The sequence below is a fragment of the Streptomyces sp. NPDC056628 genome (assembly GCF_042792555.1).
Taxonomy (GTDB): Bacteria; Actinomycetota; Actinomycetes; order Streptomycetales; family Streptomycetaceae; genus Streptomyces.
In genome coordinates this window covers 97,995-121,256 of the sequence record NZ_JBHTWG010000009.1, presented here as the reverse complement: position 1 = coordinate 121,256, position 23,262 = coordinate 97,995, and the positions used below count along the sequence as shown (strand labels likewise).

Below are 23,262 nucleotides of genomic sequence, written 5' to 3'. Positions count from 1 at the left end.
GCGGGACACGGGACCGGCGCGGCCGGACGTCCCGCATCTCCAGCTTGACCCGGATGGGCGGGGCCCGCACGGGCCGGGCGGGCCCGCCACGGGTCCCTGCCCGGCCGGCCTCCACCCGCCGCGATGTCGGGACCGCGGGCCCACCCGGCAGGGACCTTCGGCCCTGTCGCCCGCACGCGCCGCGGAGGTTTGATCGGCCTATGACCGAGAACCACACGGAACTCGCCGTCGCCACGGCACGGGGTTCCGTCGACGGGCCGACCGTCGTGGCACTGCGCGGCGAGATCGACCTCGGTGCCGCGACCTCGCTCACGGCGCGCCTGGACGCCCTGACGTCGGGCCCGTCCCCGGATCTCGTGCTCGATCTGCGTGGTGTGACCTTCATCGACTGTGCCGGCCTCGGTGTGCTGTGCCGGGCGCGCAACCGGGTCCGGGCCCGCGCGGGCCGGCTCCGGCTGGTCAGCGACAGCGCCCGGTTCAGACGCATGCTGGGCATGCTGGATCTGGGCGGCGTGTTCGAGGTCGCGTCCCGGCTGCCGGACGTTACGTCCCGGCCGCTGGACACGCCCGCGGGGGCGTGGGTCGCCCTGCGCTGAGTTCCCGCACCCCCGCGCCGGGTCAGGCGTTCCAGGACCAGTCGGCCACCTCGGGCAGGTCGGTGCCGTGCTCGCGGATCCAGGCGTGGTGCCGGGTGCGGGCGTCCACCATGGCCTGCCGTACGGCGGCGGCCCGCACCGCGAGGCCGGGGACCCGGTCGACGACGTCCATGACGAGCCGGTAGCGGTCCAGGTCGTTGCGCACCACCATGTCGAACGGCGTGGTCGTGGTGCCGGACTCCTTGTAGCCGCGCACATGCAGCTGGGAGTGCCCGGAGCGGCGGTAGGCGAGGCGGTGGATCAGCCACGGATAGCCGTGGTAGGCGAAGACCACCGGCTTGTCGCGGGTGAACAGTCCGTCGTACTCGAAGTCCGTCATGCCGTGCGGGTGTTCCTCGTGCGGCAGCAGCCGGGTCATGTCGACGACGTTGACCACGCGGACGGCGAGCTGGGGCAGGTGGCGGCGCAGCAGCTGCGCCGCGGCCAGCACCTCCTGGGTGGGCACATCCCCGGCGCAGGCCAGGACGACGTCCGGTTCGCCGCCGTTCTCGGTACCGGCCCACTCCCAGATGCCCGCTCCGCGCGCGCAGTGGTCGCGGGCGGCGTCCATGGACAGCCAGTCGAAGCAGGGCTGCTTCCCGGCGACGATCACGTTGACGTAGTCGCGGCTGCGCAGGGCATGGTCCGCCACCGACAGCAGGGTGTTGGCGTCCGGCGGCAGATACACCCGGACCACCTCGGGGCTCTTGTTGAGGACGTGGTCGACGAAGCCGGGGTCCTGGTGGGAGAAGCCGTTGTGGTCCTGGCGCCACACGTGCGAGGTCAGCAGGTAGTTGAGGGAGGCCACCGGGGCCCGCCACGGCAGCCGCCGGGACGTCCGCAGCCACTTGATGTGCTGGTTGACCATCGAGTCGACGATGTGCACGAACGCCTCGTAGCAGGAGAACAGCCCGTGCCGGCCGGTCAGGAGGTAGCCCTCCAGCCAGCCCTGGCAGAGGTGTTCGGACAGCACCTCCATGACCCGGCCGTGCCGGTCCAGGTGCTCGTCGACGGGCAGGACGGCGGCCTGCCACGCCTTGCCGGTGGCGTCGAAGACGGCCTGGAGGCGGTTGGAGGCGGTCTCGTCGGGGCCGACGAGCCGGAAGTCGCGGCGCGCCCAGGTGTCCTTCATGACCTGTTCCAGCAGGTCGCCGAGGACGCGGGTCGGCTCGTGCAGGGACACGCCGGGCTTGTCGACGGGCACGGCGAAGCGGTCCAGGGACGGGACGGGAAGGTCGTGCAGGAGCAGGCCGCCGTTGGCGTACGGGGTGGCGCCCAGCCGCCGGGAGCCCTCCGGCACGCAGGCGAGGACGTCGGCGACGGGCCGCCCGTCGGCGTCGAAGAGTTCCTCGGGCCGGTAGGAGCGCAGCCACGCCTCCAGCTGCCGCAGGTGCTCGGGGTTGTCCCGTACGCCGGCGAGGGGGACCTGGTGCGAGCGCCAGGTGCCCTCGACCGGGAGCCCGTCGACCTCGCCGGGGCCGGTCCAGCCCTTCGGGGTGCGCAGCACGATGACCGGCCAGTGGACGCGTTCGGTGACGCCGTCCTCGCGGGCGGAGCGCTGCATGAGGGCGATCCGGTCGAGCGCCGTGTCGAGGGCCCGCGCCATGGCCCGGTGGACGGCGGCCGGGTCGTCACCGGCGACGTGGATCGGTTCGTGGCCGTAGCCCCGCAGCAGTGCGTCGAGTTCGGCCTCGGGGAGCCGGGCCAGCACGGTCGGGTTGGCGATCTTGTAGCCGTTGAGGTGCAGGATCGGCAGCACGGCGCCGTCGTGGACGGGGTCGAGGAACTTGTTGGAGTGCCAGGAGGCGGCGAGCGGCCCGGTCTCCGCCTCGCCGTCGCCGATGACGCAGGCGACCAGCAGGTCGGGGTGGTCGAAGGCGGCGCCGTAGGCGTGCGCCAGCGAGTAGCCGAGCTCGCCGCCCTCGTGGATGGACCCCGGGACCTCGGGCGCCACATGGCTCGGCACACCGCCGGGGAACGAGAACTGCCGGAACAGGCGCTCCATGCCGGTCGCGTCGCGCGAGACGTCCGGGTAGTGCTCGCCGTAGCTGCCGTCCAGCCAGGAGCCAGCGAGGACCGACGGCCCGCCGTGCCCCGGACCCCACACGCACAGCGTGTCCAGACCGCGGGCGGAGATCACACGGTTGAGGTGGGTGTAGACGAGGTTCAGACCGGGCGAGGTGCCCCAGTGGCCGAGGAGGCGCGGCTTGATGTGCTCGGGGCGCAGCGGCTCGCTCAGCAGCGGGTTCGCCATCAAGTAGATCTGCCCGGCGGCCAGGTAGTTGGCGGCCCGCCAGTGGGCGTCCAGCGTGCGCAGTTCGTCGTCGGAAGGTGCCGTGCGGGGGTGGAGGTCCACCTGGGACATGAGAGGTCTCCGTGGTCGTCGGTTCGGCTCGCGTGCGGTGGTCCGGCGGTCGGGGTGCTGTGTCGCGGGTGCGCCCGTCCTCGCATTTCACTCCGGCCCGGGGACGACGGCGACCGGGCAGGCCGATCGGTGCAGCACGCCGTGGACCACCCGGCCGAGGTGCCCGGCGGGCCGGTGGCGCCGCTCGGCGCCGACGACCAGGAGGTCGGCGGCGTACGAGGCGTCCGCGAGGACGGTACGGATGTGCCCCTCCGCCGTGCGGCGGTGCGTGACGACGCCGGCCGGAACCTCGCCCAGCGCCTTGTCCAGTACCTCGGCCGCCCGCAGTTCATGCGCGCCCCGGAGGTGCTCCCCGCCCGCCAGGGGCGTGTCGGGGGTCTCGCGCGCGGGCTGCCGCCAGGCCCGTACGGCCTCCAGGACCGCGCCGCGCCGGCGGGCCTCCTCGGCGGCGAACCGAACGGCGGCCGCCGTGGCCGGCCCGTCGCCGACGCCGACGACGACCCGGCCGTGCGGCCGTATCCGGTGGTCGTGCCCGGGGCGCACGACGGTCATCGGGCAGTGCGTGTGACCGGCGACGGTCAGACTCACCGATCCCAGCAGGGCCTCGGCGATACCGCCGCGGCCCCGGGTGCCGGTGACGAGCAGCGCGGCGGTGCGGCTCTCCCGCACCAGCGCGTACTCGGGTTCCTCGGGCACCGTGACCACGGCGAGCCGCAGCTCGGTGCGGCGGCGACGCGCCCGGCGGGCGGCGCTGTCCACGATGTCGACGGCGTCGACCCGCTCGGGTGGCCCCTCCAGGTCACGGGCGAGGGCGGCACCCTCGTACCGGCCCCATCGTGCGGCGTACACCAGCCGCAGCGGCGCCCCGCGCAGCGCGGCCTCGTCGGCCGCCCAGTCGACGGCGCGCAGGGCGGCCTCGGAGCCGTCGACACCGACGACGACGGGCACGTCCGGCTCGGGCGGCGGAGCCTTCATGGTGGTGTCTCCTCGATCACTCGTCGGTCGTGGGCCGGTCATGGGTCAGGCGGACGCCCGGACTGCCGCCGACCCTGCTGCACGTCCGGAGCCGGACCGGCCCTCCCGGACCGCCGACCGCCCCTTCCCGTCGTGGTCCCGCCCCGTGCCGGGCGGTGCGGTGGGCCACGCCGGAGCCCACCGCACCTCCTCTCCCCCCCGGTCGGCACAGCCAGGGGCCGCGGTGGACGGGCGGGACCCGTGGTGAGCGGGCGCGGGCCCCGGTGCCGTCCGCCGTACCTCACCCTGGCGGTGTCCGGTGCACGGCCGCCCGATGCCGAAGGTCCGCCGTCGGGGGCCCAACGGCCCTTTCGCCGCGCCCGGTCCGGGGCTATCGGCGCCTGCGTGCGCGACGGGAGCCGGACGGCCCGCCGGAACGGGGTCCAACGGCCCTGGCGCCGCCGGCGCGGCGGGCGGACGCTGACGGTGGGGAAAGTCCCTGGCCGTCGTCGGGAGGCACGCCATGATCACCACATCTGCTCCCAGCATGACGCGCGCTCTGGACGCGGAGCAGCGGCAACGGCTCGTGCTCCTCGCCCGCGAGGTCTCCTTCCCGCAGGGTGCGCGCATCTTCGAGGAGGGCGCACGGGCCGACCGGTTCTGGATCATCCGTACCGGCACCGTCCAGCTGGACATGCGGGTGCCGGGCCGCCGCCCGGCCGTCATCGAGAGCCTGCGGCACAACGAACTCCTCGGCTGGTCCTGGCTGTTCTCCCCGCACGTGTGGCACCTGGGCGCCGAGGCGACGACGCCGGTGCGGGCGTACGAGCTCGACGCCGCGGCCGTACGGTCGCTGTGCCGGGACGATCCCGCGCTCGGCCACGCGGTGTCCCAGTGGGTCGGTGACGTCCTCGCCCACCGTCTGCGCTGCGCGCGGGCGCGGCTGCTGGACCTGTACGCCCCCTACGGGGCGGGGAGCGCCGTCTGACCGTTGGGGCGGCCGATGGGGCCGGTCGGCCCTAGTGCGTCCGGCCCCGGCGAGCGATGATCGGGAGGAGGAGCGGTCGGCCGGGCCGCTTCCGGTGTGCCGTCGGGACAGGGAAGCGCCATGACCGAGTCAGGACCGTTCACGGAACAGCGCCCGATCCGCGTGTTCCTCCTCGACGATCACGAGGTCGTGCGCCGGGGACTGACGGATCTGCTCGACGCGGAGCCGGACATCTCGGTGGTGGGCGACGCGGACACCGTCGAACACGCGCTCGTCCGGGGCCCGGCGCTGCGCCCGCACGTCGCGGTGCTGGACGTCCGTCTCCCGGACGGCGACGGCATCACGGTCTGCCGGGAGCTGCGCAGCCAGATGCCGGAGCTGGCCTGCCTGATGCTGACGTCGTTCGACGACGAGGAAGCCCTGCTGGACGCCATCATGGCCGGCGCCTCGGGCTATGTCCTCAAGCAGATCAGGGGCTCCGACCTGGTCTCCGCGGTCCGCACGGTCGCCTCCGGCCAGTCCATGCTGGACCCGGCGACGACGGCCCGCCTGATGCGCTCGCTGCGCGCGGACCCCGTGGAGACACCGTCCGTCCCGCCGGAACTGGCGGGCCTGTCGCCCCGGGAGCGGGACATCCTGGCCCTGATCGGCGACGGCCTGACCAACCGCGAGATCGGCAAGAAGCTCTATCTGTCGGAGAAGACGGTCAAGAACCACATCTCCCGCCTCCTGGCCAAGCTCGGCGTACAACGCCGCGTCCAGGCGGCGGTCCTGGCCTCCCACCTGGAACAACCGGAGCCGGGCGACCGCTCGGCACGCTGAGCCGCCCCGACCGCCCAGGCCGGTCCCGGCGCCTCACCGGTCGTGGCCGGACGGTCAGCGCACGCGCCCCCGCGGCTTCAGCCGGGTCGCCGGCAGGCGCGGGGCCGGGAGCGGGGCGCCGTCGTAACCCTTCACCTCGCCGAAGCGGGTGCCTTCCATCCAGTCGCGGCGGGCCTGTTCGATCTCCTCCTGGGTGCGGCCGATCCAGTTCCAGAACATGATCAGCTCCTCCTCGAACGGCTCGCCGCCGAGGAGCATCACGGCCGCGTCCGACTCTGCGCGCAGCGGGAGTTCGGTGCGGCCGCAGCCGAGGTAGAGCATCGAGCCCGGCAGGACCGGCACGCCGTCCACATGGGTCTCGCCGGACATGGCGAGCACGGCGTACTCGAAGTCCGGCTCCAGCGGCAGGCTGACGTCGGCTCCCCGGCTCAGCGCCAGGTCGGCGCCGACGATCGGGCTGTACGCCGTGCCGGGCGAGCTCGCGCCGTCGAGGTCGCCCAGGATCAGCGTGGCCCGCAGGCCGGGCGCCGTGACGACCGGCAGGTCGGCGTGGTGCTCGAAGTGCGGCTCGGTGTGGCGGTGGCCGTCCGGGAGGGCGACCCAGAGCTGGGCGCCGTGCAGGAAGCGGGCGTGGGAGCGCGGGCTCTCCTCCGAGTGGCTGATCGCCCGGCCCGAGGTCATCAGGCCCAGCTCGCGCGGGCGGATCGTCTGGAGACTGCCCGTGGAGTCCCGGTGCAGCACCTCGCCCTCGTGCAGCCAGCTGACCGTCTGCAGGCCCATGTGCGGGTGCGGGGGCACCTGCATACCGGGCTCCTCGGCGATGTCGTCCGGGCCGTAGTGGTCGACGAAGCACCAGGCGCCGACCATGCGCCGTCCCAGATTGGGCAGCAGACGGCGCACCTCGGTGGACTCGCCGAGCCGTACCCGCCGGGGGCTGAGGAGTTCGCGGACGGGCTCCGCGACGACGAACCCGCGGCCGCCGCAGACGGAGGGCACCGCCTCGCGATCAAGATTGCTCATGGCGCCCAAACTAACCCCCTTCGGGGCACCCCGTCAGTCCGTCGTACGGGCTGTCTTGCGGGCGGTCGTCCAGCGGTGGGTCCCGGGTGCGTCCAGGACCCGATAATAGTAGCTATGGACATAGTAGCCATGTACTGTATGCGGCATGAGCATGGGTTCCGTGAACGCCACCCCGGGCTACCTGGTGTGGCGGTTGTCGACGAAATGGCGGGTCGCGGTCGACCGGGCCGTGGCCCCGCTGGGGCTCACCCACGCCCAGTACGCCGTGGTGGCCTCGCTGTACGGCATGCAGCGCGAGGGTGAGCGCCCCAGTCAGCGACGCCTGGCCGACCACACCGGCCTGGAGCCGCTGTACGTCTCCAAGCTGGCACGCTCCCTGGAGAGCGCCGGTCTTCTCGAACGCACCCGCGACCCCCGTGATCCGCGCGCCGTCCAGCTGGCGCTGACCGAGCGGGGCCGGCAGCGGACCCGGAAGGCGATCGACGTGGTGCGAGGGCTCCACGAGCGGTGGCTCACCCCGCTCGGCGGTCTCGACAGCGCCACCGCGCGGGAGTTCACACGGAATCTGGCGACCCTGCTCGACGCGCCTCTCGATCCGTCCGCCCCGGACGGCGAACACCTCGGCGAACACGACAACGAGCACGACAAGGAGCAGTCATGACCACCACCTCTCCCCGTCTCGATCCGCGCGTCATAGCCCTGGCCCACTACGCGAGCCGTGCCCTCCTGGAGCATGTGCTGGCCCGTCACGGCGCCACCTTCCAGCAGTCCGTCACCCTGCGCGTGGCCGCCGTCGCCGACGGGCCCGTCGAGCGCGAGCACCTGATCGGCCAGGTGACCGGTTCGCTCAAGTGCGCGCCACAGGAGGCCCGTTCCGTGATCGACGAGCTGGTGGGCGCCGGCCTGCTGGCCGCTGAGGGGCCGTCCGCCGTGCGCATCACGGACGCGGGACGCGCCCTGCACACCACCACAACCGCCGAGACGGCCCCCGTCTCCGCCCGGATCTACGCGGGCCTGCCCAAGGAGGACCTGGCCGTCGCGGGGCGGGTGCTGACGCTCATCACCGAGCGGGCGAACCGCGAGCTCACGGCCCTGCCCCGGAAAGCGGCCGGCTGTTAGTGGAATATTCAACCACTCGGGCCGGTTGCCCCGCACGAAGGAGGTCAGAGTGGAGACGACGTACTACGACCACGGGACACCGGCCGAGCGCTGGGAGCGGGCGCGGATGTTCTTCGACGCCAAGGACTACGCCGCCGCGGCGCGGGTCCTCGGCAGCCTGGTCGAGGAGGTGCCGGAGCAGACCGGACCGCGGCTGCTGCTGGCCCGCTCCTACTACCACTCGGCCCAACTGCGCCGCGCCGAGAACGAGTTGCGTGTCATCGTCGAGCGCGACCCGGTCGAGCAGTACGCCCGGCTGATGCTGGGCCGTACGCTCCAGCGCCAGGGACGGCACGAGGAGGCCGAGCCGCACATGCGCCTGGCCGCGGCACTGGCCGGTGACTTCGAGCAGATCTGAGACGAGTTGGACAGGCAGGGCCCGGACTCCGTACCGACGGAGGCCGGGCCCTCGTCTACTCCGCTCGCGCGGGCCTTCGCCCGTCCCGCCGGTGCGCGATCTCGCCCCGTACGGCGTCCACGACGACGAACCCCGCCAGCGGGATGCCGAGCAGCGGCACGACGTAGCCGAGCGCGGCGACGAGCGCGGCCAGCGGGACCAGGACGCGCGGGGGCACCTGCCGCCAGGCGCCGCGCGGGACCGGCCGTCCGAACGACGCGCCCCGCCCGCGCTGCCACCACATGCGGTAGCCCCACACGATCAGCAGGATCAGCGCGAGTGCCAGCGCCATCAGGGCGATCTGGTTGACCAGCCCGAACAGGACCCCGGTGTGCAGATCGATGCCCCAGCGGGTCAGCTTGGCGAGCACCGGGAAGTCCTCGAACCGCAGGACGTCGGTGACCTCACCGGACACCGGGTCGACCGCCACGGCGTCCTGTTTCGTCGGCCAGGCGCGCTGCACCTGCCGGACCACAAAGGCGGACGAGGCGTCGGCGGGCGGCACGATCTCCACGGGGTCCGACAGGCCCTCGGAGCGGGCGGCCGCGAGGACCTTGTCGAGGCCGGCGCCCTGTCCGCCGGCGCCGCCGGTCGCCGCGGCACCGCCGTGGCCGCCGTGGTCGCCGCCGCCCGCCGAAATCGACGGAGTGGCCTGGCGCAGGGAGGTGCGCAGGTCGTCGATGTGCGCTCCGGCGTACGTCGACCAGGTCAGGCCGGTCGCCGACAGGAAGAGGAAGCCGAGGGCCGCCCAGACGCCGACGGTGCCGTGCAGGCCGAGGGTGCGCCGGCGCCCGCTGGTACCGCGCACCCGGCGCTGGGCGCGCCGGCGGGAGAACCACAGCACCAGTCCGCCGGCCGCGATCACCCACAGCCAGCTGGCGGCCAGTTCGCTGTACAGCCGGCCGGGCTCGCCGAGGTGCAGGTCGCGGTGGAACTCGTCGATCCAGGTGCGCAGCGGGAGGGCGCCGGTGGAGCCGTACTGCTCCACGGCGCCGCGCACTTCGGCGGTGTACGGGTCGACGAACACGGCCAGGGTGTGGTCGGCGTCGACGCCGTCGGCCCCCGAGAGCATCACGCGGGTGGACTCGTCGTCGGCCGGGGAGGGTCGTACGGCCGAGACCGTGCCTTCGGGGTGGGCCTTCCGGGCGGCGGCGACCTGTTGCGACACCGGCAGCTTGGTGTCGCCGGCGGGGACGTGCATCTCGTGGGCGTAGAGCAGCTTCTCGGCCTGGAAGGCGCCCGCGTACAGGAATCCGGTGGCCGCGGCGACGAGGAGGAACGGGGCGACGAGCACCCCGGCGTAGAAGTGCAGGCGCAGGACCAGCGGGCGCAGGGTCGCCCAGCCGCGGCGGGGCGGGGCCGGGGCGTCCGGCGCCGGAGCCGGGGCGGTCGAGGGGGCGGTGGGCATCGGCGGTTCTCCGGGGGGTGGGGACGGCTGTGCTCGGGCGGTCCGGTAGTCGGACCGGCGGGCCCCGGAGTTCCCGGCGCCCCAAGTGACCCACGCCACAGGAAAGTTCAGGGGGCGGTAGGGCCGCGTGGCATGCTGGGGCGATGGCACTCCCGAACGAGCGCGCGTCCCTCGCCGAGCAGATCGAACAGCTTCTCTCCACCGAGGGTCCGCTGCCCATCGTGGCGGCCGGCGACCCGGTGCTGCGGCGTCCCGCCGCGCGGTACGAAGGACAGCTGGACGCGGCGCTGCTGGCCCGCTTCGTCGAGGCCCTGCGGATCACGATGCACGCGGCTCCCGGCGTCGGCCTCGCCGCGCCGCAGGTGGGGGTCGGCCTGCGGATCGCGGTGATCGAGGACCCGGCGCCGGTCCCGGACGAGGTGCGCGTGGTGCGCGGACGGGTGCCGCAGCCGTTCCGGGTGCTGGTCAACCCGTCGTACGAGGGGACCGGACCGGCGCGTGCCGCGTTCTACGAGGGCTGTCTGAGCGTGCCGGGGTACCAGGCGGTCGTGGCCCGGCACGCCGAGGTGCGCCTGCGGGGCGAGGACGAGCACGGGCACGCCGTCGACGAGGTGTTCACGGGGTGGCCCGCCCGGATCGTGCAGCACGAGACGGACCACCTCGACGGGGTGCTCTACCTGGACCGGGCCGAGCCGCGCTCGCTCGCCTCGAACCAGGCGATGGCCGAGCTCTGGGCCGAGCCCGCCCCGGTCCGGGCGGCGCGGGCCCTCGGGTTCGACCTGCCCGGCTGAGCGCGTCAGCTGTCGCGGTACGTCTCCAGCAGCCGCAGCCACACCTCGCTGATCGTCGGGTACGACGGGACCGCGTGCCACAGCCTGCTGATCGGCACCTGGCCGACGACCGCGACGGTCGCCGAGTGGATCAGCTCGCCGACGCCGGGTCCGACGAAGGTCACGCCGAGCAGGATCTCGCGTTCCAGGTCGACGACCATGCGGGCCTGCCCGCGGTAGTCCGCGCGGTACAGATAGGCGCCCGCGACCCAGGAGATGTCGTAGTCGACGGCCCGGACCCGGTGGCCGGCCTGCTCGGCCTCGGCCAGGGACAGACCCACCGCGGCGGCCTCGGGGGCGGTGAAGACGACCTGCGGGACGGCCGCGTGATCGGCGGTGGCGGCGTGCGCGCCCCAGGCCCGGGTGTCCAGCTCCGCCGTCCCGGAGGCGCGGGCGGCGATGGCCGCGCCGGCGATCCGTGCCTGGTACTTGCCCTGGTGGGTGAGCAGGACGCGGCGATTCACATCGCCGACGGCGTACAGCCACTCGCTTCCGGTGACCCGCAGGCTGTCGTCGGTCTCCAGCCAGGAGCCCGGCTCCAGCCCGATCGTCTCCAGGCCGATGTCGTCGCTGCGCGGGGCGCGCCCGGTTGCGAAGAGGATCTCGTCCGCCTCGATGCGCTCGCCCTGGTCGGTGACGACGACGACCGTGCCGCCCTCCCGGGTCACCGAGGTGACGGAGGTGCCGGTGCGGACGTCGGCACCGGCCTCGGTGAGCGACTGGGCGACCATCTCGCCGACGAAGGGCTCCATGCGGTTCAGCAGGCCCTTGCCGCGCACCAGCACGGTGACCCGGGAGCCGAGGCCCTGCCAGGCGGTGGCCATCTCGGCGGCGACCACTCCCCCGCCGACCACGACGAGCCGGCCGGGCGCGGCCTGGGCGCTGGTGGCCTCGCGGCTGGTCCACGGCTTGACCTGGTCGAGTCCCGGCAGGTCGGGCAGGACGGCCCGGCTGCCGGTGCAGACGGCCACGGCGTGCCGTGCGGTGAGCACGCGCCGGGTGCCGTCGGGGCCGGTCACCTCCACGGTCCGGTCACCGGCCAGGCGGCCGTGCCCGCGGTAGAGGTCGGCGCCGATGCGTTCGAGCCAGGTGACCTGTCCGTCGTCGTGCCAGTCCTTGGTGACCTCGTTGCGGTGGGCGAGCACCCGTGCGGTGTCGAGCGGGCCCTGAATGGTCTCGGCGAGGCCGGGCAGGTGCAGGGCGTCGGACTGGGCGATGACCGGCCGCAGCAGCGCCTTGCTGGGCATGCAGGCCCAGTAGGAGCACTCACCGCCCACCAGTTCGCTCTCCACGACCGCCGTGGTCAGACCGGCCGCGCGGGTGCGCTCGGCGACGTTCTCCCCCACCGGCCCGGCTCCGAGCACCACGACGTCGTACGCGATGGAATCCATTTCCGTCATGGGGTCAGTCTTACGGGTGGTGTGCCCGCTGGCCACACGGGTACGTGCGCGGAATAGGCGGCCCCATCGCCGTGTTGTCGCCCACGCTTCGCCCGGACACCCAGGAAGAGGGACACGCCATGAGCAGCACCATGGAGCTCACCAAGGAGAACTTCGACCAGACGGTCACGGACAACGAATTCGTCCTGATCGACTTCTGGGCGTCCTGGTGCGGGCCGTGCCGTCAGTTCGCCCCCGTGTACGAGAAGGCGGCCGAGGAGAACCCGGACCTGGTGTTCGCCAAGGTCGACACCGAGGCGCAGCCGGAACTCGCGCAGGCGTTCGGCATCCAGTCGATCCCCACGCTGATGATCGTGCGGGACCAGGTCGCCGTGTTCGCCCAGCCGGGCGCCCTGCCGGAGGCCGCGCTGGCCGATGTCATCGGGCAGGCCCGCAAGCTCGACATGGACGAGGTCCGCAAGGCCGTCGCCGCCCAGCAGGAGCAGGAGCAGGCACAGGAGCAGGCGGAGCAGAACGGGCAGTGAGGGCCCTGGCCCGCCGCACGGGTTCCGGGAGCGGAACCCGTGGGCCTGTGCCGGACGGGCCGCCTCAGAAGGGGTAGCCCGCCACGTCGCCGCGCACCGTCGTCCAGCGCACGTCGGTGAACGCCTCCAGGTTGGCGTCGCCGCCGAAGCGGGCGCCGGTCCCGGACGCGGCGACACCGCCGAACGGGGCGACGGCCTCGTCGTTCACGGTCTGGTCGTTGATGTGCACGATGCCGGTGGGGATCCGGTCGGCGAGGTCGAGGCCCCGGGCGGCGTCCCGGGTGACGATCCCCAGCGACAGGCCGTACGGGCTCGCGGCGGCGAGGGCGGCGGCCTCCTCGGCGTCGGAGAAGGAGCGCACGGGCGCGACCGGCCCGAAGACCTCCTCGGCGTAGGCGGGGGTGTCGTCGTCGACGCCCGCCAGGACGGTCGGGCGGTAGAACAGCCGCTCGTGGGTGCCGCCCGCCGCCAGTTTGGCGCCGCCGGAGGCGCTGGCCTCCACCAGGGAGCGGACCTTGTCCAGTTGGCCGCCGTCGATGAGCGGGCCGAGGTGGACCTGGTCGCGGTGCGGGTCGCCGACGGCCAGGGAGTCGGCCTTGGCGGCGAGGCGCTCCACGTACTCCTCGTACAGCGACCGGTGCACCAGGTGCCGGCCGGTCGTCATGCAGATCTGGCCCTGGTGGAAGAACGATCCCCAGGCGGCCGTGGAGATCACCGCGTCGAGGTCGGCGTCCTCCAGCACGATCAGGGCGGAGTTGCCGCCGAGTTCCAGGTGTGCGCGCTTGAGATGGCGTCCGGCGGCCTCGCCGACGGCCCGGCCCGCGGCCGTGGACCCGGTGAAGGAGACGACCGGGACGTGCGGGTCGGCGACCAGCGTCTGCCCGGCCTCGGCACCGCCCGGCAGGACGTGCAGCAGGTCCTCGGGCAGTCCGGCCTCGGCGAAGACGGCGGCCAGGGCCAGGCCGCCGCAGACGGCGGTGCGCGGGTCGGGCTTGAGGACCACGGCGTTGCCGAGGGCGAGGGCGGGGGCGACGGAGCGGATCGAGAGGATCAGCGGCGCGTTGAACGGCGCGATCACCCCGACGACTCCCACGGGGACCCGGCGCGTGTACGACAGGCGGGGCGCCTCGGTGGGCAGGACCTGTCCGGCCGGGCGGGAGGCGAGAGCGGCGGCCTCGTAGCACTCCTGGGCGGCGACGTGCAGTTCGAAGTCGGCCTTGCCCGGGATGGAACCGGACTCGCGGACGAGCCAGGTGCGCAGTTCGTCGGCGTGGGCCGCGAACAGGTCGCCCGCCCTGCGCAGGACCGCGGCCCGTGCGAAGTGCGGCAGCCGCGCCCACGCGGCCCGGGCGCCGTCGGCGGCCCGCGCGGCGGTGGCGACGTCGTCCGGGCCGGCCAGGGTGACGGTGCCCAGCGCCTCGCCGGTGGCCGGTTCGGTCACCGTGTGTCCGCCTCCCGACAGGGGGCGGGGCTGCCAGGACTGGGGGTCGAGCAACGGCATGACGACTCTCCGTTCGATCACCGGGGGTTCACAGGGGGAGCGGAAGTCCCGAGTAGTTCGCGGCCAGTTCGGCGGCGGCGTCACGGGATGCGGTGATCCGGCGCAGCCGTGTGAGCTGCATCCGGTGGTCGAAGGCATCTCCGTCGGGTCGTGTGTGCAGCATCCGGGTCATGTCGTCCGAGAACCGGGTGGCCTGCCACACGCGCCGGAGACACAACTCGCTGTAGTGGTCGAGCACGTGGGAATCGCCCGTGCGGTTCCACTCGACGAGTCCGCGGGCCAGGATCCGGACGTCCGAGACGGCGAGGTTGAGCCCCTTGGCGCCGGTGGGCGGGACGATGTGGGCGGCGTCCCCGGCCAGCAGGAGCCGGCCGTGCCGCATCGGCTCGTGCACGAACGCGCGCATCGGTGTGACCGACTTGGCGGTGATGGGGCCCCGGCACAGCGTCCAGTCGTCGTCCACGGCGAAGCGGGCGGCGAGTTCGTCCCAGACGCGGTCGTCGGGCCAGTCGCGCACGTCCGTGCCCTCGGGCACCTGGAGGTAGAGGCGCGACACCGAGGGCGAGCGCATGCTGTGCAGGGCGAAGCCGCGTTCACTGCGTGCGTAGATCAACTCCTCGCAGGACGGGGCCACTTCGGCCAGCACGCCCAGCCAGGCGTACGGGTAGGCGCGCGTGTACGACCGGCCGGCCGGCACCACGCCCCGGGAGATGCCGTGGAAGCCGTCGCAGCCGGCCACCCAGTCGCAGGTCAGGGTGCGCTCCCGGCCCTCGTGCCGGAACCGTACGACCGGTGCCGCGCTCTCCGGCTTCTCCACGGCCAGCACCTCCGCCTCGAACAACAGCGGGGGTCCCTCCGCGAGTTGGAGCGCGACGAGGTCCTTCACGATCTCGGTCTGCGCGTAGATCGTCACCGTGCGGCCGCCGGTGAGGGACGGGAAGTCGATGCGGTGGTGTTCGCCGTCGAAGCGCAGTTCGATGCCGTGGTGCACCAGCCCCTCGGCGTCCAGGCGTGCGGCGGCGCCGGCCTCGCGCAGCGCGTCGACGGTGCCCTGCTCCAGCATCCCGGCGCGCTGGCGCTGTTCGACGTACTCCCGCGACCGGCTCTCCAGCACCACGCAGTCGATCCCGGCCCGGTGCAGCAGCCGGGCGAGGAGCAGCCCGGCGGGACCGCCGCCGATGATGCCGACCGTGGTGCGCATGCACGCCTCCCTGGCGTCGACGCCGCGCTCCGCCGCGCGCGGTTGAGCCGGAGCCGCGGTGCGCCACGGTCACCGCGGGGGCGGCCGGGTCCGCGCGTGCACGGCCGGACGGCAGTTCGATGTGGACCGTGCACAGCCTAGGCCGCGGCAGCCGTCAGGGCATCAGGCCGTCGGCACCGATCTTGACGGTCCCGCGCGGAATCCGCACGGGTGCGTCAGGTCTGAGTGCCGGTCACCCGGGCCACCAGGTCGACCCAGCCCTTCTCCAGCCGCTCCAGGGGCATCCCGCGCTGCCGGGTGAGATGGCTGAGCAGGGCGGGGTCGAGGAAGGCGAGGAGCGTGTGCGCGAGCAGGTCGCAGTCGGCGCCGGGCCGGATCTGCCGCAGCAGCATCGTGACGTGGGTCTGCAGGGCCTGCTGGGCGGGGTGGGCGAAGCGCCGGGCGGGCTCGGCCTGGGCCGCCAGATGCAGGTCCAGTTGCTCCGCCGAGCGGTAGAGCACCGCGAGGCCGAAGGCGCGCAGCCGGTCGACCGGGGGTGCTCCGGGGCCCAGCGGGGGCGGGCCGCCCATGAAGTCGGCCTGGAGCGTGCGCGCGGAGTGGTCGAGGAGTGCCAGGAGCAGGCCGGTGCGGTCGCCGAACCGGCGGAAGACCGTGCCCTTGCCCACACCGGCCGCCGCGGCGACGGCCTCCATGGTGACGCCGGCCGCGCCGTGTTCGGCGATCAGCCGGGAGGCGGCCTCCAGCAGCCGGGCGCGGTTGCGGGCCGCGTCGGCCCGCAGGCATGGCTCGTCGGAAGCGGTGCTCACGTCGAACACCGGGGGTGCGCCGAGGGACTCCTCCGGCTGCGGAAAGGGCGGCAGAGCGGCGGACATGAAGTCAGCGTAAAGCATCGGGAATGAAACTGGACCGTAGTCCGCTTAGGATGCTAGAAGTTAAACGGACCCCGGTCCGGATCGTTTCGGCAGTGTTTCAGCATCCTTGGAGTTCGCATGTCTGTTCGCATCCTCGCGCTCGTCGGCAGCCTTCGCGCCGGTTCGCACAACCGTCAGCTGGCCGAGGCGGCCGTCAAGCTCGCTCCCGAGGGCGCCGAGGTCGTGCTGTTCGAGGGCCTGGCCGACATCCCCTTCTACAACGAGGACATCGACGTCGAGGGCAGCGTCCCCGCCACGGCCGCCAAGCTGCGCGAGGCCGCCCAGGCCGCCGACGGCTTCCTGCTCTTCTCCCCCGAGTACAACGGCACCATCCCGGCCGTCCTGAAGAACGCCATCGACTGGCTGTCCCGCCCGTACGGCGCCGGCGCCTTCGACGGCAAGCCGGTGGCCGTGGTCGGCACCGCGTTCGGCCAGTACGGCGGCGTGTGGGCGCAGGACGAGGCCCGCAAGGCCGTGGGCATCGCCGGCGGCAAGGTGCTGGAGGACGCCAAGCTGTCCATCCCGGGCTCCGTGACCCGCTTCGCCGAGACGCACCCGGCCGACGACGCCGAGGTCGCCGCGCAGCTGGCCGAGGTCATCGCCCAGATCCACGGCCACGCGGGCGAGAAGATCGCCGCCTGACCGGACACACCCCGTCGGCCGAGGGGCCGGAGCCGAGCGCTCCGGCCCCTTCCGGCGTCCCGGGCCGGGATCAGCCCGGATCCGCGAGCCGCGCCACGGCGGGAGCCGCCACCCAGGCGCTCGGGTGCGCTCCAGGTCAAGGACGCGCGGCGCCCCTGGTGCTTGCATGCGCGCTATAGCCGCATCGGCGGGAAATTGCACTGATGTCCTATCCTGGACCCACCCACTGTGTACGGAGGACTTCGGGGCCATGACAGCGACGGATCCCGCACGCACCGCCCTCACGCAGGGCTGGGGCGCCCTCTCCCTGCTGCACGGCAGGATCGAGGCCCACATCGAACGCGCCCTGCAGAGCCACCACGACCTCAGCGTCCGCGAGTACTCCCTGCTCGACGCCCTCAGCCGCCAGCACAGCGGCGAAGGCGGCCACCTGCAGATGAAACAGGTCGCCGACGCCGTCGTCCTCAGCCAGAGCGCCACCACCCGCCTCGTCACCCGCCTCGAGGACCGCGGCCTGCTCTCCCGCTACCTCTGCCCCACCGACCGGCGCGGCATCTACACCGACGTCACCGACCCCGGACTCCGCCTCCTCGACCAGGCCCGCCCCACCCACGACACAGCCCTGCGCGAAGCACTCGACGACGCCGCCCGCGACCCCGAACTCGCCCCCCTCGTCCGGGCCGTCGAGACACTCCGCCTGCCCGCCTGACCTGGGCGGCGGCCGACCCGTCATTGACGTGATCTTCGGCGGGGCCGTACACATGGCGTCATGAGCACCCCGCGTCTCCCCCTCGCCGGCATCACCGTCGTCAGCCTCGAACAGGCCGTCGCCGCGCCCTACGCCACCCGGCAGCTCGCCGACCTCGGGGCGCGGGTGATCAAGGTGGAGCGGCCCGGCGACGGGGACTTCGCCCGCCGCTACGACACCACGGTGCACGGGCAGTCCAGCTATTTCGTGTGGCTGAACCGCTCCAAGGAATCCCTCACGCTGGACCTGAAGTCGCCGCGCGGACGGGAGATCCTGCACGGGCTGCTGGACGGCGCCGACGTCTTCGTGCAGAACCTGGCCCCGGGCGCGGCCGGCCGGCTCGGCCTCGGGACGGCGGCGCTCGCCGAGCGGTGGCCCCGCCTGATCCCCTGCACGATCTCCGGCTACGGCACCTCCGGACCGTGGGCCGACCGCAAGTCGTACGACCTGCTCGTGCAGTGCCAGACCGGGCTGGTGTCGCTGACCGGGGACGCCACGAGCAGCGCCCGCGTCGGCATCTCCGTCGCCGACATCGCGGCCGGCATGTACGCCTACAGCGGCGTCCTCACCGCGCTGTTCACCCGCGCCACCACGGGGTCGGTCCACCCCGTCGAGGTGTCCCTCTTCGAGGCGCTGGCGGAGTGGATGGGGCAGCCCGCCTACTACACGGAGTACGGCGGCGCCCAGCCGGAGCGGCTGGGCACCCAGCACCCGACGCTCGCCCCGTACGGCACGTTCACGGCGGCCGACGGGCGGCAGGTGCTGCTCTCCATCCAGAACGAGCGCGAGTGGGCGGTGCTCTGCGCCCGGTTCCTGGGCCGGCCCGAGCTGACCGACGACCCGCGCTTCGCGACGAGTTCGGCCCGTGTCGCGCACCGCGCCGAGGTCAACGCCGTCGTGGCCGAGCGCTGCGCCCGCTCCACCGCCGAGAAGATCCTCAAGGAACTGGAGGATATCGGCGTCGCCTGCGCGGGCGTCAACGACATCGCCGCCTTCCTCGACCACCCGGTGCTGGCCGCCCGCGGCCGCTGGGGCGCGGTGGAGGTGCCGGGCGGAGCGAGCGTCCGCGCCCTGCTGCCGCCGGCCGACCTCGTGGGCGTGCCCGCGCGCATGGACCCCGTCCCCGCGGCCGGCGAGCACACCGACGCGATCCTCGCCGAACTCGGCCGCACCCCCGGGGAGATCGCGGACCTGCGCGCCGACGGCGTCGTCTGAGGCGCCGCCCGCCCCGGCTCCTCACCAGGGACACGGCCGAGCCGGGCACCCCGGACGCCGAACGCCTCGCGCGGCTCTCCGCCGGTCCGGCGCCGGTCTTCAGCGGCGCAGGGCCACCCGGGCGGCCGTGAGGGCTTGTTCGGCGTAGCCGCGGCCGAACAGGACGGCGTGGACGAGGAGCGGGAAGAGCTGGTGCAGGCCGACGCGTCCGGTCCAGCCGTCGGCGAGCGGGGTCTGCCGCCGGTAGCCGTCCAGCACGCGGTCCAGGTGGGGGCAGCCGAAGAGCTGGAGCATCGCGAGGTCGGTCTCGCGGTGCCCGCCGTGCGCGGCCGGGTCGATCAGCCTCACGTGCCCGTCGGCGCCCCACAGGACGTTGCCGTTCCACAGGTCGCCGTGCAGCCGCGCGGGAGGTTCGGCGGGGCCCGCCAGCTCGGGCAGCCGCTCGCAGACCTGCTCGAACACACCCGCCTCGGCGGGGCGCAGCGTCCCCGCGTCGACGGCCCGCCGCACATACGGCAGGACGCGGTGCGCGGCGTACCAGCCGGGCCAGTCGGGGCCGGTGGTGTTGCGCATCGCGGCGCGGCCGATGTACGCGTCCTCGGGACCGCCGGGCGGCGGCGCGCCGAACGCGGGGGCGCCCGAGGCGTGCAGGGCCGCGAGGCCCCGGCCGAAGCGCTCGGCGGCCACCGCGCCGGACCGGCCGGTGACGACCCGGTCGGTGACGAGCCAGCGCGCGTCGTGGCCGTGGACCCGCGGGACGCGCACCGTGCCGGCGTCGGCCAGCCAGCGCAGTCCCGCGGCCTCGGCCCGGGCCGCCCGCTCCCCGTCGCCGCGCTTGACCACGACCACACGCCCGCCGTCCAGGGTCACTTCGGTCAGCGTCGCGGTCAGGGGCCGTTCACCGGTCACGGGGAGCCCGGTGAAGTGCGCGGCGACCGCGCCCGGGCTGTCGAAGCTGCTGTGCACGGTGGTCAGCGTACGGCGGGTGCCCGGGGCCGCTCCGGGGGCGCGGGCGCGGCCTGTCCTCCCTGCGGACCACGAAGTTCCGTCTGCGTGCAACCTTTCCGTCAAGTCGGCTGTCTCTCCTAATATCAGGCACTTCACCTCTCTGGGGACGCAATGGGACGAACAAGAATGGCGTGGGCGGCGACCGCCGCGCTGGTGGCCGCCGCGTCGGCCGTGGCGGCCGTCCCGGCCGGGGCCACCACGCCCACCACCAAGGCCACGGCCTGCCCCACCGGTTGGGGCAGCCAGGCCGAGACCCGCTCGGCCGCCACGATGAAGCCGGTGACGAACGTCAGGACCGGCCGGCACACCTGCTTCGACCGCATGGTCGTCGACGTCCCCGGCGCGGGCACCGGGCGGCTCGGCTACTCCGTCCAGTACGTGAGCCGCGTCCACCAGGACGGTTCGGGACGTCCCGTCACCGTCGGCGGCGGGGCCGTGATCGAGGTACGGCTCGCCGCGCCCGCCTACGACGCCGACAGCGGCGAGCCCACCTACCCGGCCCGGTCCGGTCAGCGGCTGCCGGGGGTGAACCTCACGGGGTACCGGACGTTCCGGGACGCGCGGTTCGTCGGCAGCTTCGAGGGGGACACGCAGATCGGGCTCGGCGTCCGGGCCCGGCTGCCGTTCCGGGTGTGGGTGGCGGACGGCCGGATCGTCGTCGACGTCGCGCACAACTGGACCGGCGCACGGTAGCCGGTACCCCTCCGGAGCACCTGCCGCGGGGCACGCCGCCCACCGCTCCGGCCGCGGGCGGCGTGTGCCACCTCACGCGCCGGTTACGGTTCGTCCAACCTCTGGTTGCCGGGCCATGATCGCGCCACTATGGGGCCATGACACTGGCCCAACGCGCCATGGAACGCCTGGAAGTCTGGCCCGATCTCAGTGCGGGCCCGGCCGGCTGTGGCGCGGGGCGGGCACTGCGCTCAGCCCACAGCGAGATCGTGCACTTCCACTCGGACCGGGAGGTGGATCTGCATCTCACCCTTCCCGCGATCCAGCGTTTCGGGCGGGGCCTGTGGGACTCCACGGCGGTGCGGCTGGTGCCGGGTTCGCGCTGGGTGACGCTTCATCTGGGGTGCGAGGCGGACGTCGACCTGCTGATGAGTCTGGTCAGTGTCGCCCTGAAGGCCCATCAGGGCGGGCCGCCGGCCGACGGGCCGCCGCACCGGGCGGCGTGCAACTTCCGCCGGGTGACGGTGCTTCCGCGCGCCGAGGCCGGCTGACCCGGGCGAAGCCGTTCAGCGCACGAGGCAGGGCCGCTTGGGGTCGAAGGTCCAGCCCTCGATCAGATGCCGCATGCCGGCGGCGTCGTCCCGGCCCGACAGGGCCTTCTCCCGGTGCAGTTCGTGGGCGGCGAGGAGCCGGTCCCGGTCCAGCCGGACGCCCAGTCCGGGGGTGTCCGGCACGGCGACCTCGCCGCCGGTGATCCTGGGCGGCTCGACGGTGAGCCGTTCTCGGCCCTCCTGCCAGATCCAGTGGGTGTCCAGGGCGTTGTACTTCCCCGGCGCCGCGGCGCCGCAGTGGGCCATCATCGCCAGCGAGATGTCGAAGTGGTTGTTGGAGTGGCACCCCCAGGTCAGTCCCGTCGCGTGGCAGAGCTGGGCGACGCGTACCGACCCCCGCATGGTCCAGAAGTGCGGGTCGGCCAGCGGGATGGACACCGACTGCAGGGCGAGCGCGTGGGTCAGCTGACGCCAGTCGGTGGCGACCATGTTGGTGGCGGTGGGCAGTCCGGTGGCCCGGCGGAACTCCGCGAGGACCTCCCGGCCCGAGTAGCCGTCCTCCGCCCCGCACGGGTCCTCGGCGTAGGCCAGGGTGCCGACGAGCGGACGGCACAGCTCGACGGCCTCGCGCAGCGACCAGGCGCCGTTGGGGTCCAGGGTGATCCGCGCGCCGGGGAAACGGTCCTTGAGCGCGCGGACGGCCTCCACCTCCCGCGGGCCGGGCAGGACGCCGCCCTTGAGCTTGAAGTCCTGGAAGCCGTACAGGGCGTGGGCGGCCTCGGCCTGCCGGACGATCGCCTCGGGGGTCAGCGCCTCCTCGTACCGGACGCGGTACCAGTCGACCGGTGAGCCGGGATCGCGCACGTAGTCCAGGCCGGTGCGGTCCGCGTCGCCGACGTAGAAGAGGTAGCCGAGCATGCGGACCGTGTCGCGCTGCTTGCCGTCGCCGAGCAGTGCGGCGACCGGGACCTCCAGGTGCTGCCCGAGCAGGTCCAGCAGGGCGGACTCGACGGCCGTGACCGCGTGCACGGTGGTGCGCAGGTCGAAGGTCTGCGCCCCGCGCCCGCCGGCGTCACGGTCGGCGAAGGCCGCTTCGATCGCGCGCAGGACCTGCTTGTAGTCGCCCACGCGGGCGCCGACGACCAGCGGCCCGGCGTCGCGCAGGGTCCGGGTGATCGCCTCGCCGCCCGGTACCTCCCCCAGTCCGGTGCGGCCCTCGGAGTCCTCCAGGACGACGACGTTGCGGGTGAAGTACGGGGCGTGCGCGCCGGACAGGTTGAGGAGCATCGCGTCCCGTCCGGCGACCGGATACACGGACAGGCGGGTGACGACGGGCTGGGTCATGACGGGACGCCGATCTCGGGAGCTGTCTACATATGGAGACGGAGGTTACGTCCGTGGACAGCTCAGGGTCAATGGCCCGGTGGTCGGCTCCCTGGCGCATACCTCCAGCCCGTCCAGTGCAGGACGGACACCGCGACGACCGGCCCCTGCGGCGGTCGGTCCACGTACTGCGGATACTTGGCCCGCAGCAGCTCCACCGCGTCCGCGTGCCCCGCGCGGGTCTCCTCGTCGGGCGCGCCGGGTTCGAGGACGCGGGCACCTCCGTCGGCCCGCACCCACCACAGCCGTTCCCAGTCCTCGTCGTACAGGTCCGCGAGCAGGCAGACGGCCGGGTGGACGGCGATGTCGCGCAGCCGCGCCGGGCGGAGGGTGCTCTTGGGCTTGTGGTCGATGGCGGTCACCACGTCGTCGCCGCGCGACGCGAAGACGACCGGCACCAGATGCGGACGCCCCGACGGGGCGATCGTCGCCAGCCTCGCGACCCGCGCCGCGGCGAACCGCTCCCGCGCCTCGTCCTGCTCCATGTCCGGCATGCCGGCTCCTTCGGCCAGGGGGCGCGAGCCGCGGCGTCACGGGTCGGGCGACGCGTCCGCGATGTCGTCCGACGCGCTGTCCGTGCCCCGTGCGGTCCAGTCGTAGGGCCCGCCGCCGCGCCACTCGATCAGCTCGGGGTCGTCGACGGCCCGGTCCTCCGCGGGCAGGCCCGCGCGGTGGACCAGGTCCATGACGTCGAACAGGCTGTACGCGGTGCCCGTGGTCTCGCCACGGATCGTCACCGGACGTCCGCCGTCCGGCTGCGGCGGCTGCACCACCACGGGGGGACGCGTGCTCATGACACCACCATGCGCTCTCGACGGCCGCCGCGCAGCCCGGCGTACCGGACGGTCAGTCGGACGGCCCAGCGTCCTCGGGCGGGTCTGCTGCCAGTCATGCCGCCGCCCTACCCACGGACACGGGACCCACACCCG

25 protein-coding genes are annotated in these 23,262 nt (G+C 73.8%); 13 read left to right on the top strand and 12 right to left on the bottom strand.

Features of this window, described 5'->3' with window-relative positions; all coding sequences use genetic code 11:
• Positions 1-200: 200 nt before the first annotated feature.
• Positions 201-596: an STAS domain-containing protein gene (locus tag ACFRAC_RS14910; protein WP_382924300.1), complete on the top strand. Its 396-nt coding sequence runs from the start codon at positions 201-203 to the stop codon at positions 594-596.
• 22 nt (positions 597-618) lie between these two features.
• Here the strand turns inward: ACFRAC_RS14910 and ACFRAC_RS14905 are convergent, their stop codons facing one another.
• Both ACFRAC_RS14905 and ACFRAC_RS14900 read right to left on the bottom strand, forming a co-directional pair.
• Positions 619-3,000 (bottom strand): phosphoketolase, encoded by a 2,382-nt coding sequence (locus ACFRAC_RS14905; RefSeq protein ID WP_382924299.1) that lies wholly within the window; start codon positions 2,998-3,000, stop codon positions 619-621.
• 87 nt (positions 3,001-3,087) lie between these two features.
• The gene (locus tag ACFRAC_RS14900) at positions 3,088-3,975 is read right to left on the bottom strand and encodes a universal stress protein (RefSeq protein WP_382924298.1); all 888 of its coding nucleotides are present in this window, start codon (positions 3,973-3,975) and stop codon (positions 3,088-3,090) included.
• Between the two features lie 502 nt (positions 3,976-4,477).
• Here ACFRAC_RS14900 and ACFRAC_RS14895 point away from each other — a divergent pair.
• Positions 4,478-4,942 carry a cyclic nucleotide-binding domain-containing protein gene (locus ACFRAC_RS14895; RefSeq protein WP_382924297.1) on the top strand — a complete coding sequence of 155 codons (465 nt, stop codon included), beginning with the start codon at positions 4,478-4,480 and terminating at the stop codon, positions 4,940-4,942.
• Positions 4,943-5,062: 120 nt separating this feature from the next.
• Entirely contained in the window at positions 5,063-5,764 is a 702-nt protein-coding gene (locus tag ACFRAC_RS14890) for a response regulator (RefSeq protein WP_382924296.1), read from the top strand.
• A 54-nt stretch (positions 5,765-5,818) separates the two neighbouring features.
• On the opposite strand, the gene ACFRAC_RS14885 is transcribed toward ACFRAC_RS14890, so the two are convergent.
• The gene (locus tag ACFRAC_RS14885) at positions 5,819-6,784 is read right to left on the bottom strand and encodes a pirin family protein (RefSeq protein WP_382924295.1); all 966 of its coding nucleotides are present in this window, start codon (positions 6,782-6,784) and stop codon (positions 5,819-5,821) included.
• Between the two features lie 145 nt (positions 6,785-6,929).
• Here ACFRAC_RS14885 and ACFRAC_RS14880 point away from each other — a divergent pair, with 145 nt between their 5' ends.
• From ACFRAC_RS14880 to ACFRAC_RS14870, 3 genes are read left to right on the top strand one after another with little or no spacing between them, the layout of a single operon-like run.
• Positions 6,930-7,445, top strand: a complete 516-nt coding sequence (locus tag ACFRAC_RS14880) for a MarR family winged helix-turn-helix transcriptional regulator (protein WP_382924294.1) — start codon at positions 6,930-6,932, stop codon at positions 7,443-7,445.
• Complete coding sequence (locus tag ACFRAC_RS14875) at positions 7,442-7,903, top strand: MarR family transcriptional regulator (protein WP_382924293.1); 462 nt, start codon at positions 7,442-7,444, stop codon at positions 7,901-7,903. The genes ACFRAC_RS14880 and ACFRAC_RS14875 overlap by 4 nt, the downstream gene beginning before the upstream one ends.
• Positions 7,904-7,952: 49 nt before the next feature.
• On the top strand, positions 7,953-8,300 hold the full coding sequence (locus ACFRAC_RS14870) for a tetratricopeptide repeat protein (RefSeq protein ID WP_382924292.1): 348 nt from the start codon (positions 7,953-7,955) through the stop codon (positions 8,298-8,300).
• Positions 8,301-8,355: 55 nt separating this feature from the next.
• Here the strand turns inward: ACFRAC_RS14870 and ACFRAC_RS14865 are convergent, their stop codons facing one another.
• Complete coding sequence (locus ACFRAC_RS14865; RefSeq protein ID WP_382924291.1) at positions 8,356-9,747, bottom strand: PepSY-associated TM helix domain-containing protein; 1,392 nt, start codon at positions 9,745-9,747, stop codon at positions 8,356-8,358.
• Between the two features lie 143 nt (positions 9,748-9,890).
• Between ACFRAC_RS14865 and ACFRAC_RS14860 the strand changes: the two genes are divergently transcribed.
• Positions 9,891-10,538 carry a peptide deformylase gene (locus ACFRAC_RS14860; RefSeq protein ID WP_382924290.1) on the top strand — a complete coding sequence of 216 codons (648 nt, stop codon included), beginning with the start codon at positions 9,891-9,893 and terminating at the stop codon, positions 10,536-10,538.
• Between the two features lie 5 nt (positions 10,539-10,543).
• On the opposite strand, the gene ACFRAC_RS14855 is transcribed toward ACFRAC_RS14860, so the two are convergent.
• Positions 10,544-11,977 (bottom strand): dihydrolipoyl dehydrogenase family protein, encoded by a 1,434-nt coding sequence (locus ACFRAC_RS14855; RefSeq protein ID WP_382924289.1) that lies wholly within the window; start codon positions 11,975-11,977, stop codon positions 10,544-10,546.
• Between the two features lie 119 nt (positions 11,978-12,096).
• On the opposite strand from ACFRAC_RS14855, the gene trxA reads away from it, so the two are divergent.
• The gene (gene trxA / locus ACFRAC_RS14850) at positions 12,097-12,501 is read left to right on the top strand and encodes a thioredoxin (protein WP_382924288.1); all 405 of its coding nucleotides are present in this window, start codon (positions 12,097-12,099) and stop codon (positions 12,499-12,501) included.
• 64 nt (positions 12,502-12,565) lie between these two features.
• Here the strand turns inward: trxA and ACFRAC_RS14845 are convergent, their stop codons facing one another.
• The 3 genes from ACFRAC_RS14845 to ACFRAC_RS14835 all read right to left on the bottom strand — a co-directional run bounded on the left by ACFRAC_RS14845 (position 12,566) and on the right by ACFRAC_RS14835 (position 16,093).
• Positions 12,566-14,002 carry an aldehyde dehydrogenase family protein gene (locus ACFRAC_RS14845; protein WP_382924287.1) on the bottom strand — a complete coding sequence of 479 codons (1,437 nt, stop codon included), beginning with the start codon at positions 14,000-14,002 and terminating at the stop codon, positions 12,566-12,568.
• 28 nt (positions 14,003-14,030) lie between these two features.
• The gene (locus ACFRAC_RS14840) at positions 14,031-15,203 is read right to left on the bottom strand and encodes a 4-hydroxybenzoate 3-monooxygenase (RefSeq protein ID WP_382924286.1); all 1,173 of its coding nucleotides are present in this window, start codon (positions 15,201-15,203) and stop codon (positions 14,031-14,033) included.
• A 215-nt stretch (positions 15,204-15,418) separates the two neighbouring features.
• Complete coding sequence (locus ACFRAC_RS14835; protein ID WP_382924285.1) at positions 15,419-16,093, bottom strand: TetR/AcrR family transcriptional regulator; 675 nt, start codon at positions 16,091-16,093, stop codon at positions 15,419-15,421.
• Positions 16,094-16,192: 99 nt separating this feature from the next.
• On the opposite strand from ACFRAC_RS14835, the gene ACFRAC_RS14830 reads away from it, so the two are divergent.
• From ACFRAC_RS14830 to ACFRAC_RS14820, 3 genes are all read left to right on the top strand, one after another.
• Positions 16,193-16,756, top strand: coding sequence for an NADPH-dependent FMN reductase (locus ACFRAC_RS14830; RefSeq protein WP_382924284.1), 564 nt, complete (start codon positions 16,193-16,195; stop codon positions 16,754-16,756).
• Positions 16,757-17,006: 250 nt separating this feature from the next.
• The gene (locus ACFRAC_RS14825) at positions 17,007-17,465 is read left to right on the top strand and encodes a MarR family winged helix-turn-helix transcriptional regulator (protein ID WP_382924283.1); all 459 of its coding nucleotides are present in this window, start codon (positions 17,007-17,009) and stop codon (positions 17,463-17,465) included.
• 60 nt (positions 17,466-17,525) lie between these two features.
• Entirely contained in the window at positions 17,526-18,719 is a 1,194-nt protein-coding gene (locus ACFRAC_RS14820; protein WP_382924282.1) for a CaiB/BaiF CoA transferase family protein, read from the top strand.
• A 99-nt stretch (positions 18,720-18,818) separates the two neighbouring features.
• On the opposite strand, the gene ACFRAC_RS14815 is transcribed toward ACFRAC_RS14820, so the two are convergent.
• Positions 18,819-19,685 carry a fructosamine kinase family protein gene (locus ACFRAC_RS14815; protein ID WP_382924281.1) on the bottom strand — a complete coding sequence of 289 codons (867 nt, stop codon included), beginning with the start codon at positions 19,683-19,685 and terminating at the stop codon, positions 18,819-18,821.
• Positions 19,686-19,838: 153 nt separating this feature from the next.
• On the opposite strand from ACFRAC_RS14815, the gene ACFRAC_RS14810 reads away from it, so the two are divergent.
• Both ACFRAC_RS14810 and ACFRAC_RS14805 read left to right on the top strand, forming a co-directional pair.
• Complete coding sequence (locus tag ACFRAC_RS14810) at positions 19,839-20,420, top strand: hypothetical protein (RefSeq protein WP_382924280.1); 582 nt, start codon at positions 19,839-19,841, stop codon at positions 20,418-20,420.
• Positions 20,421-20,557: 137 nt separating this feature from the next.
• Complete coding sequence (locus ACFRAC_RS14805) at positions 20,558-20,950, top strand: luciferase family protein (protein ID WP_361351231.1); 393 nt, start codon at positions 20,558-20,560, stop codon at positions 20,948-20,950.
• A 15-nt stretch (positions 20,951-20,965) separates the two neighbouring features.
• Here ACFRAC_RS14805 and ACFRAC_RS14800 read toward each other — a convergent pair whose 3' ends face one another.
• The 3 genes from ACFRAC_RS14800 to ACFRAC_RS14790 form a co-directional block, all read right to left on the bottom strand.
• Complete coding sequence (locus ACFRAC_RS14800) at positions 20,966-22,294, bottom strand: enolase C-terminal domain-like protein (RefSeq protein WP_382924279.1); 1,329 nt, start codon at positions 22,292-22,294, stop codon at positions 20,966-20,968.
• Between the two features lie 68 nt (positions 22,295-22,362).
• A complete protein-coding gene (locus ACFRAC_RS14795; RefSeq protein ID WP_382924278.1) occupies positions 22,363-22,827 on the bottom strand; it encodes a TIGR03668 family PPOX class F420-dependent oxidoreductase in 465 nt (154 codons plus the stop codon).
• A 36-nt stretch (positions 22,828-22,863) separates the two neighbouring features.
• Positions 22,864-23,127 (bottom strand): hypothetical protein, encoded by a 264-nt coding sequence (locus tag ACFRAC_RS14790; protein WP_382924277.1) that lies wholly within the window; start codon positions 23,125-23,127, stop codon positions 22,864-22,866.
• Between the last annotated feature and the right edge of the window lie 135 nt (positions 23,128-23,262).

Excerpts from the sequence above, each read along its gene's own strand:
- ACFRAC_RS14805 (WP_361351231.1), top strand. The coding sequence starts at position 20,558 with ATGACACTGGCCCAACGCGCCATGGAACGCCTGGAAGTCTGGCCCGAT.
- ACFRAC_RS14790 (WP_382924277.1), bottom strand. The coding sequence starts at position 23,127 with ATGAGCACGCGTCCCCCCGTGGTGGTGCAGCCGCCGCAGCCGGACGGC.
- ACFRAC_RS14795 (WP_382924278.1), bottom strand. The coding sequence starts at position 22,827 with ATGCCGGACATGGAGCAGGACGAGGCGCGGGAGCGGTTCGCCGCGGCG.
- ACFRAC_RS14880 (WP_382924294.1), top strand. The coding sequence starts at position 6,930 with ATGAGCATGGGTTCCGTGAACGCCACCCCGGGCTACCTGGTGTGGCGG.
- ACFRAC_RS14885 (WP_382924295.1), bottom strand. The coding sequence starts at position 6,784 with ATGAGCAATCTTGATCGCGAGGCGGTGCCCTCCGTCTGCGGCGGCCGC.
- ACFRAC_RS14860 (WP_382924290.1), top strand. The coding sequence starts at position 9,891 with ATGGCACTCCCGAACGAGCGCGCGTCCCTCGCCGAGCAGATCGAACAG.
- ACFRAC_RS14820 (WP_382924282.1), top strand. The coding sequence starts at position 17,526 with ATGAGCACCCCGCGTCTCCCCCTCGCCGGCATCACCGTCGTCAGCCTC.
- ACFRAC_RS14825 (WP_382924283.1), top strand. The coding sequence starts at position 17,007 with ATGACAGCGACGGATCCCGCACGCACCGCCCTCACGCAGGGCTGGGGC.
- ACFRAC_RS14875 (WP_382924293.1), top strand. The coding sequence starts at position 7,442 with ATGACCACCACCTCTCCCCGTCTCGATCCGCGCGTCATAGCCCTGGCC.
- ACFRAC_RS14835 (WP_382924285.1), bottom strand. The coding sequence starts at position 16,093 with ATGCTTTACGCTGACTTCATGTCCGCCGCTCTGCCGCCCTTTCCGCAG.
- ACFRAC_RS14830 (WP_382924284.1), top strand. The coding sequence starts at position 16,193 with ATGTCTGTTCGCATCCTCGCGCTCGTCGGCAGCCTTCGCGCCGGTTCG.
- ACFRAC_RS14910 (WP_382924300.1), top strand. The coding sequence starts at position 201 with ATGACCGAGAACCACACGGAACTCGCCGTCGCCACGGCACGGGGTTCC.
- ACFRAC_RS14800 (WP_382924279.1), bottom strand. The coding sequence starts at position 22,294 with ATGACCCAGCCCGTCGTCACCCGCCTGTCCGTGTATCCGGTCGCCGGA.
- ACFRAC_RS14865 (WP_382924291.1), bottom strand. The coding sequence starts at position 9,747 with ATGCCCACCGCCCCCTCGACCGCCCCGGCTCCGGCGCCGGACGCCCCG.
- ACFRAC_RS14895 (WP_382924297.1), top strand. The coding sequence starts at position 4,478 with ATGATCACCACATCTGCTCCCAGCATGACGCGCGCTCTGGACGCGGAG.
- ACFRAC_RS14900 (WP_382924298.1), bottom strand. The coding sequence starts at position 3,975 with ATGAAGGCTCCGCCGCCCGAGCCGGACGTGCCCGTCGTCGTCGGTGTC.
- ACFRAC_RS14845 (WP_382924287.1), bottom strand. The coding sequence starts at position 14,002 with ATGCCGTTGCTCGACCCCCAGTCCTGGCAGCCCCGCCCCCTGTCGGGA.
- ACFRAC_RS14890 (WP_382924296.1), top strand. The coding sequence starts at position 5,063 with ATGACCGAGTCAGGACCGTTCACGGAACAGCGCCCGATCCGCGTGTTC.
- trxA (WP_382924288.1), top strand. The coding sequence starts at position 12,097 with ATGAGCAGCACCATGGAGCTCACCAAGGAGAACTTCGACCAGACGGTC.
- ACFRAC_RS14855 (WP_382924289.1), bottom strand. The coding sequence starts at position 11,977 with ATGACGGAAATGGATTCCATCGCGTACGACGTCGTGGTGCTCGGAGCC.
- ACFRAC_RS14840 (WP_382924286.1), bottom strand. The coding sequence starts at position 15,203 with ATGCGCACCACGGTCGGCATCATCGGCGGCGGTCCCGCCGGGCTGCTC.
- ACFRAC_RS14810 (WP_382924280.1), top strand. The coding sequence starts at position 19,839 with ATGGGACGAACAAGAATGGCGTGGGCGGCGACCGCCGCGCTGGTGGCC.
- ACFRAC_RS14905 (WP_382924299.1), bottom strand. The coding sequence starts at position 3,000 with ATGTCCCAGGTGGACCTCCACCCCCGCACGGCACCTTCCGACGACGAA.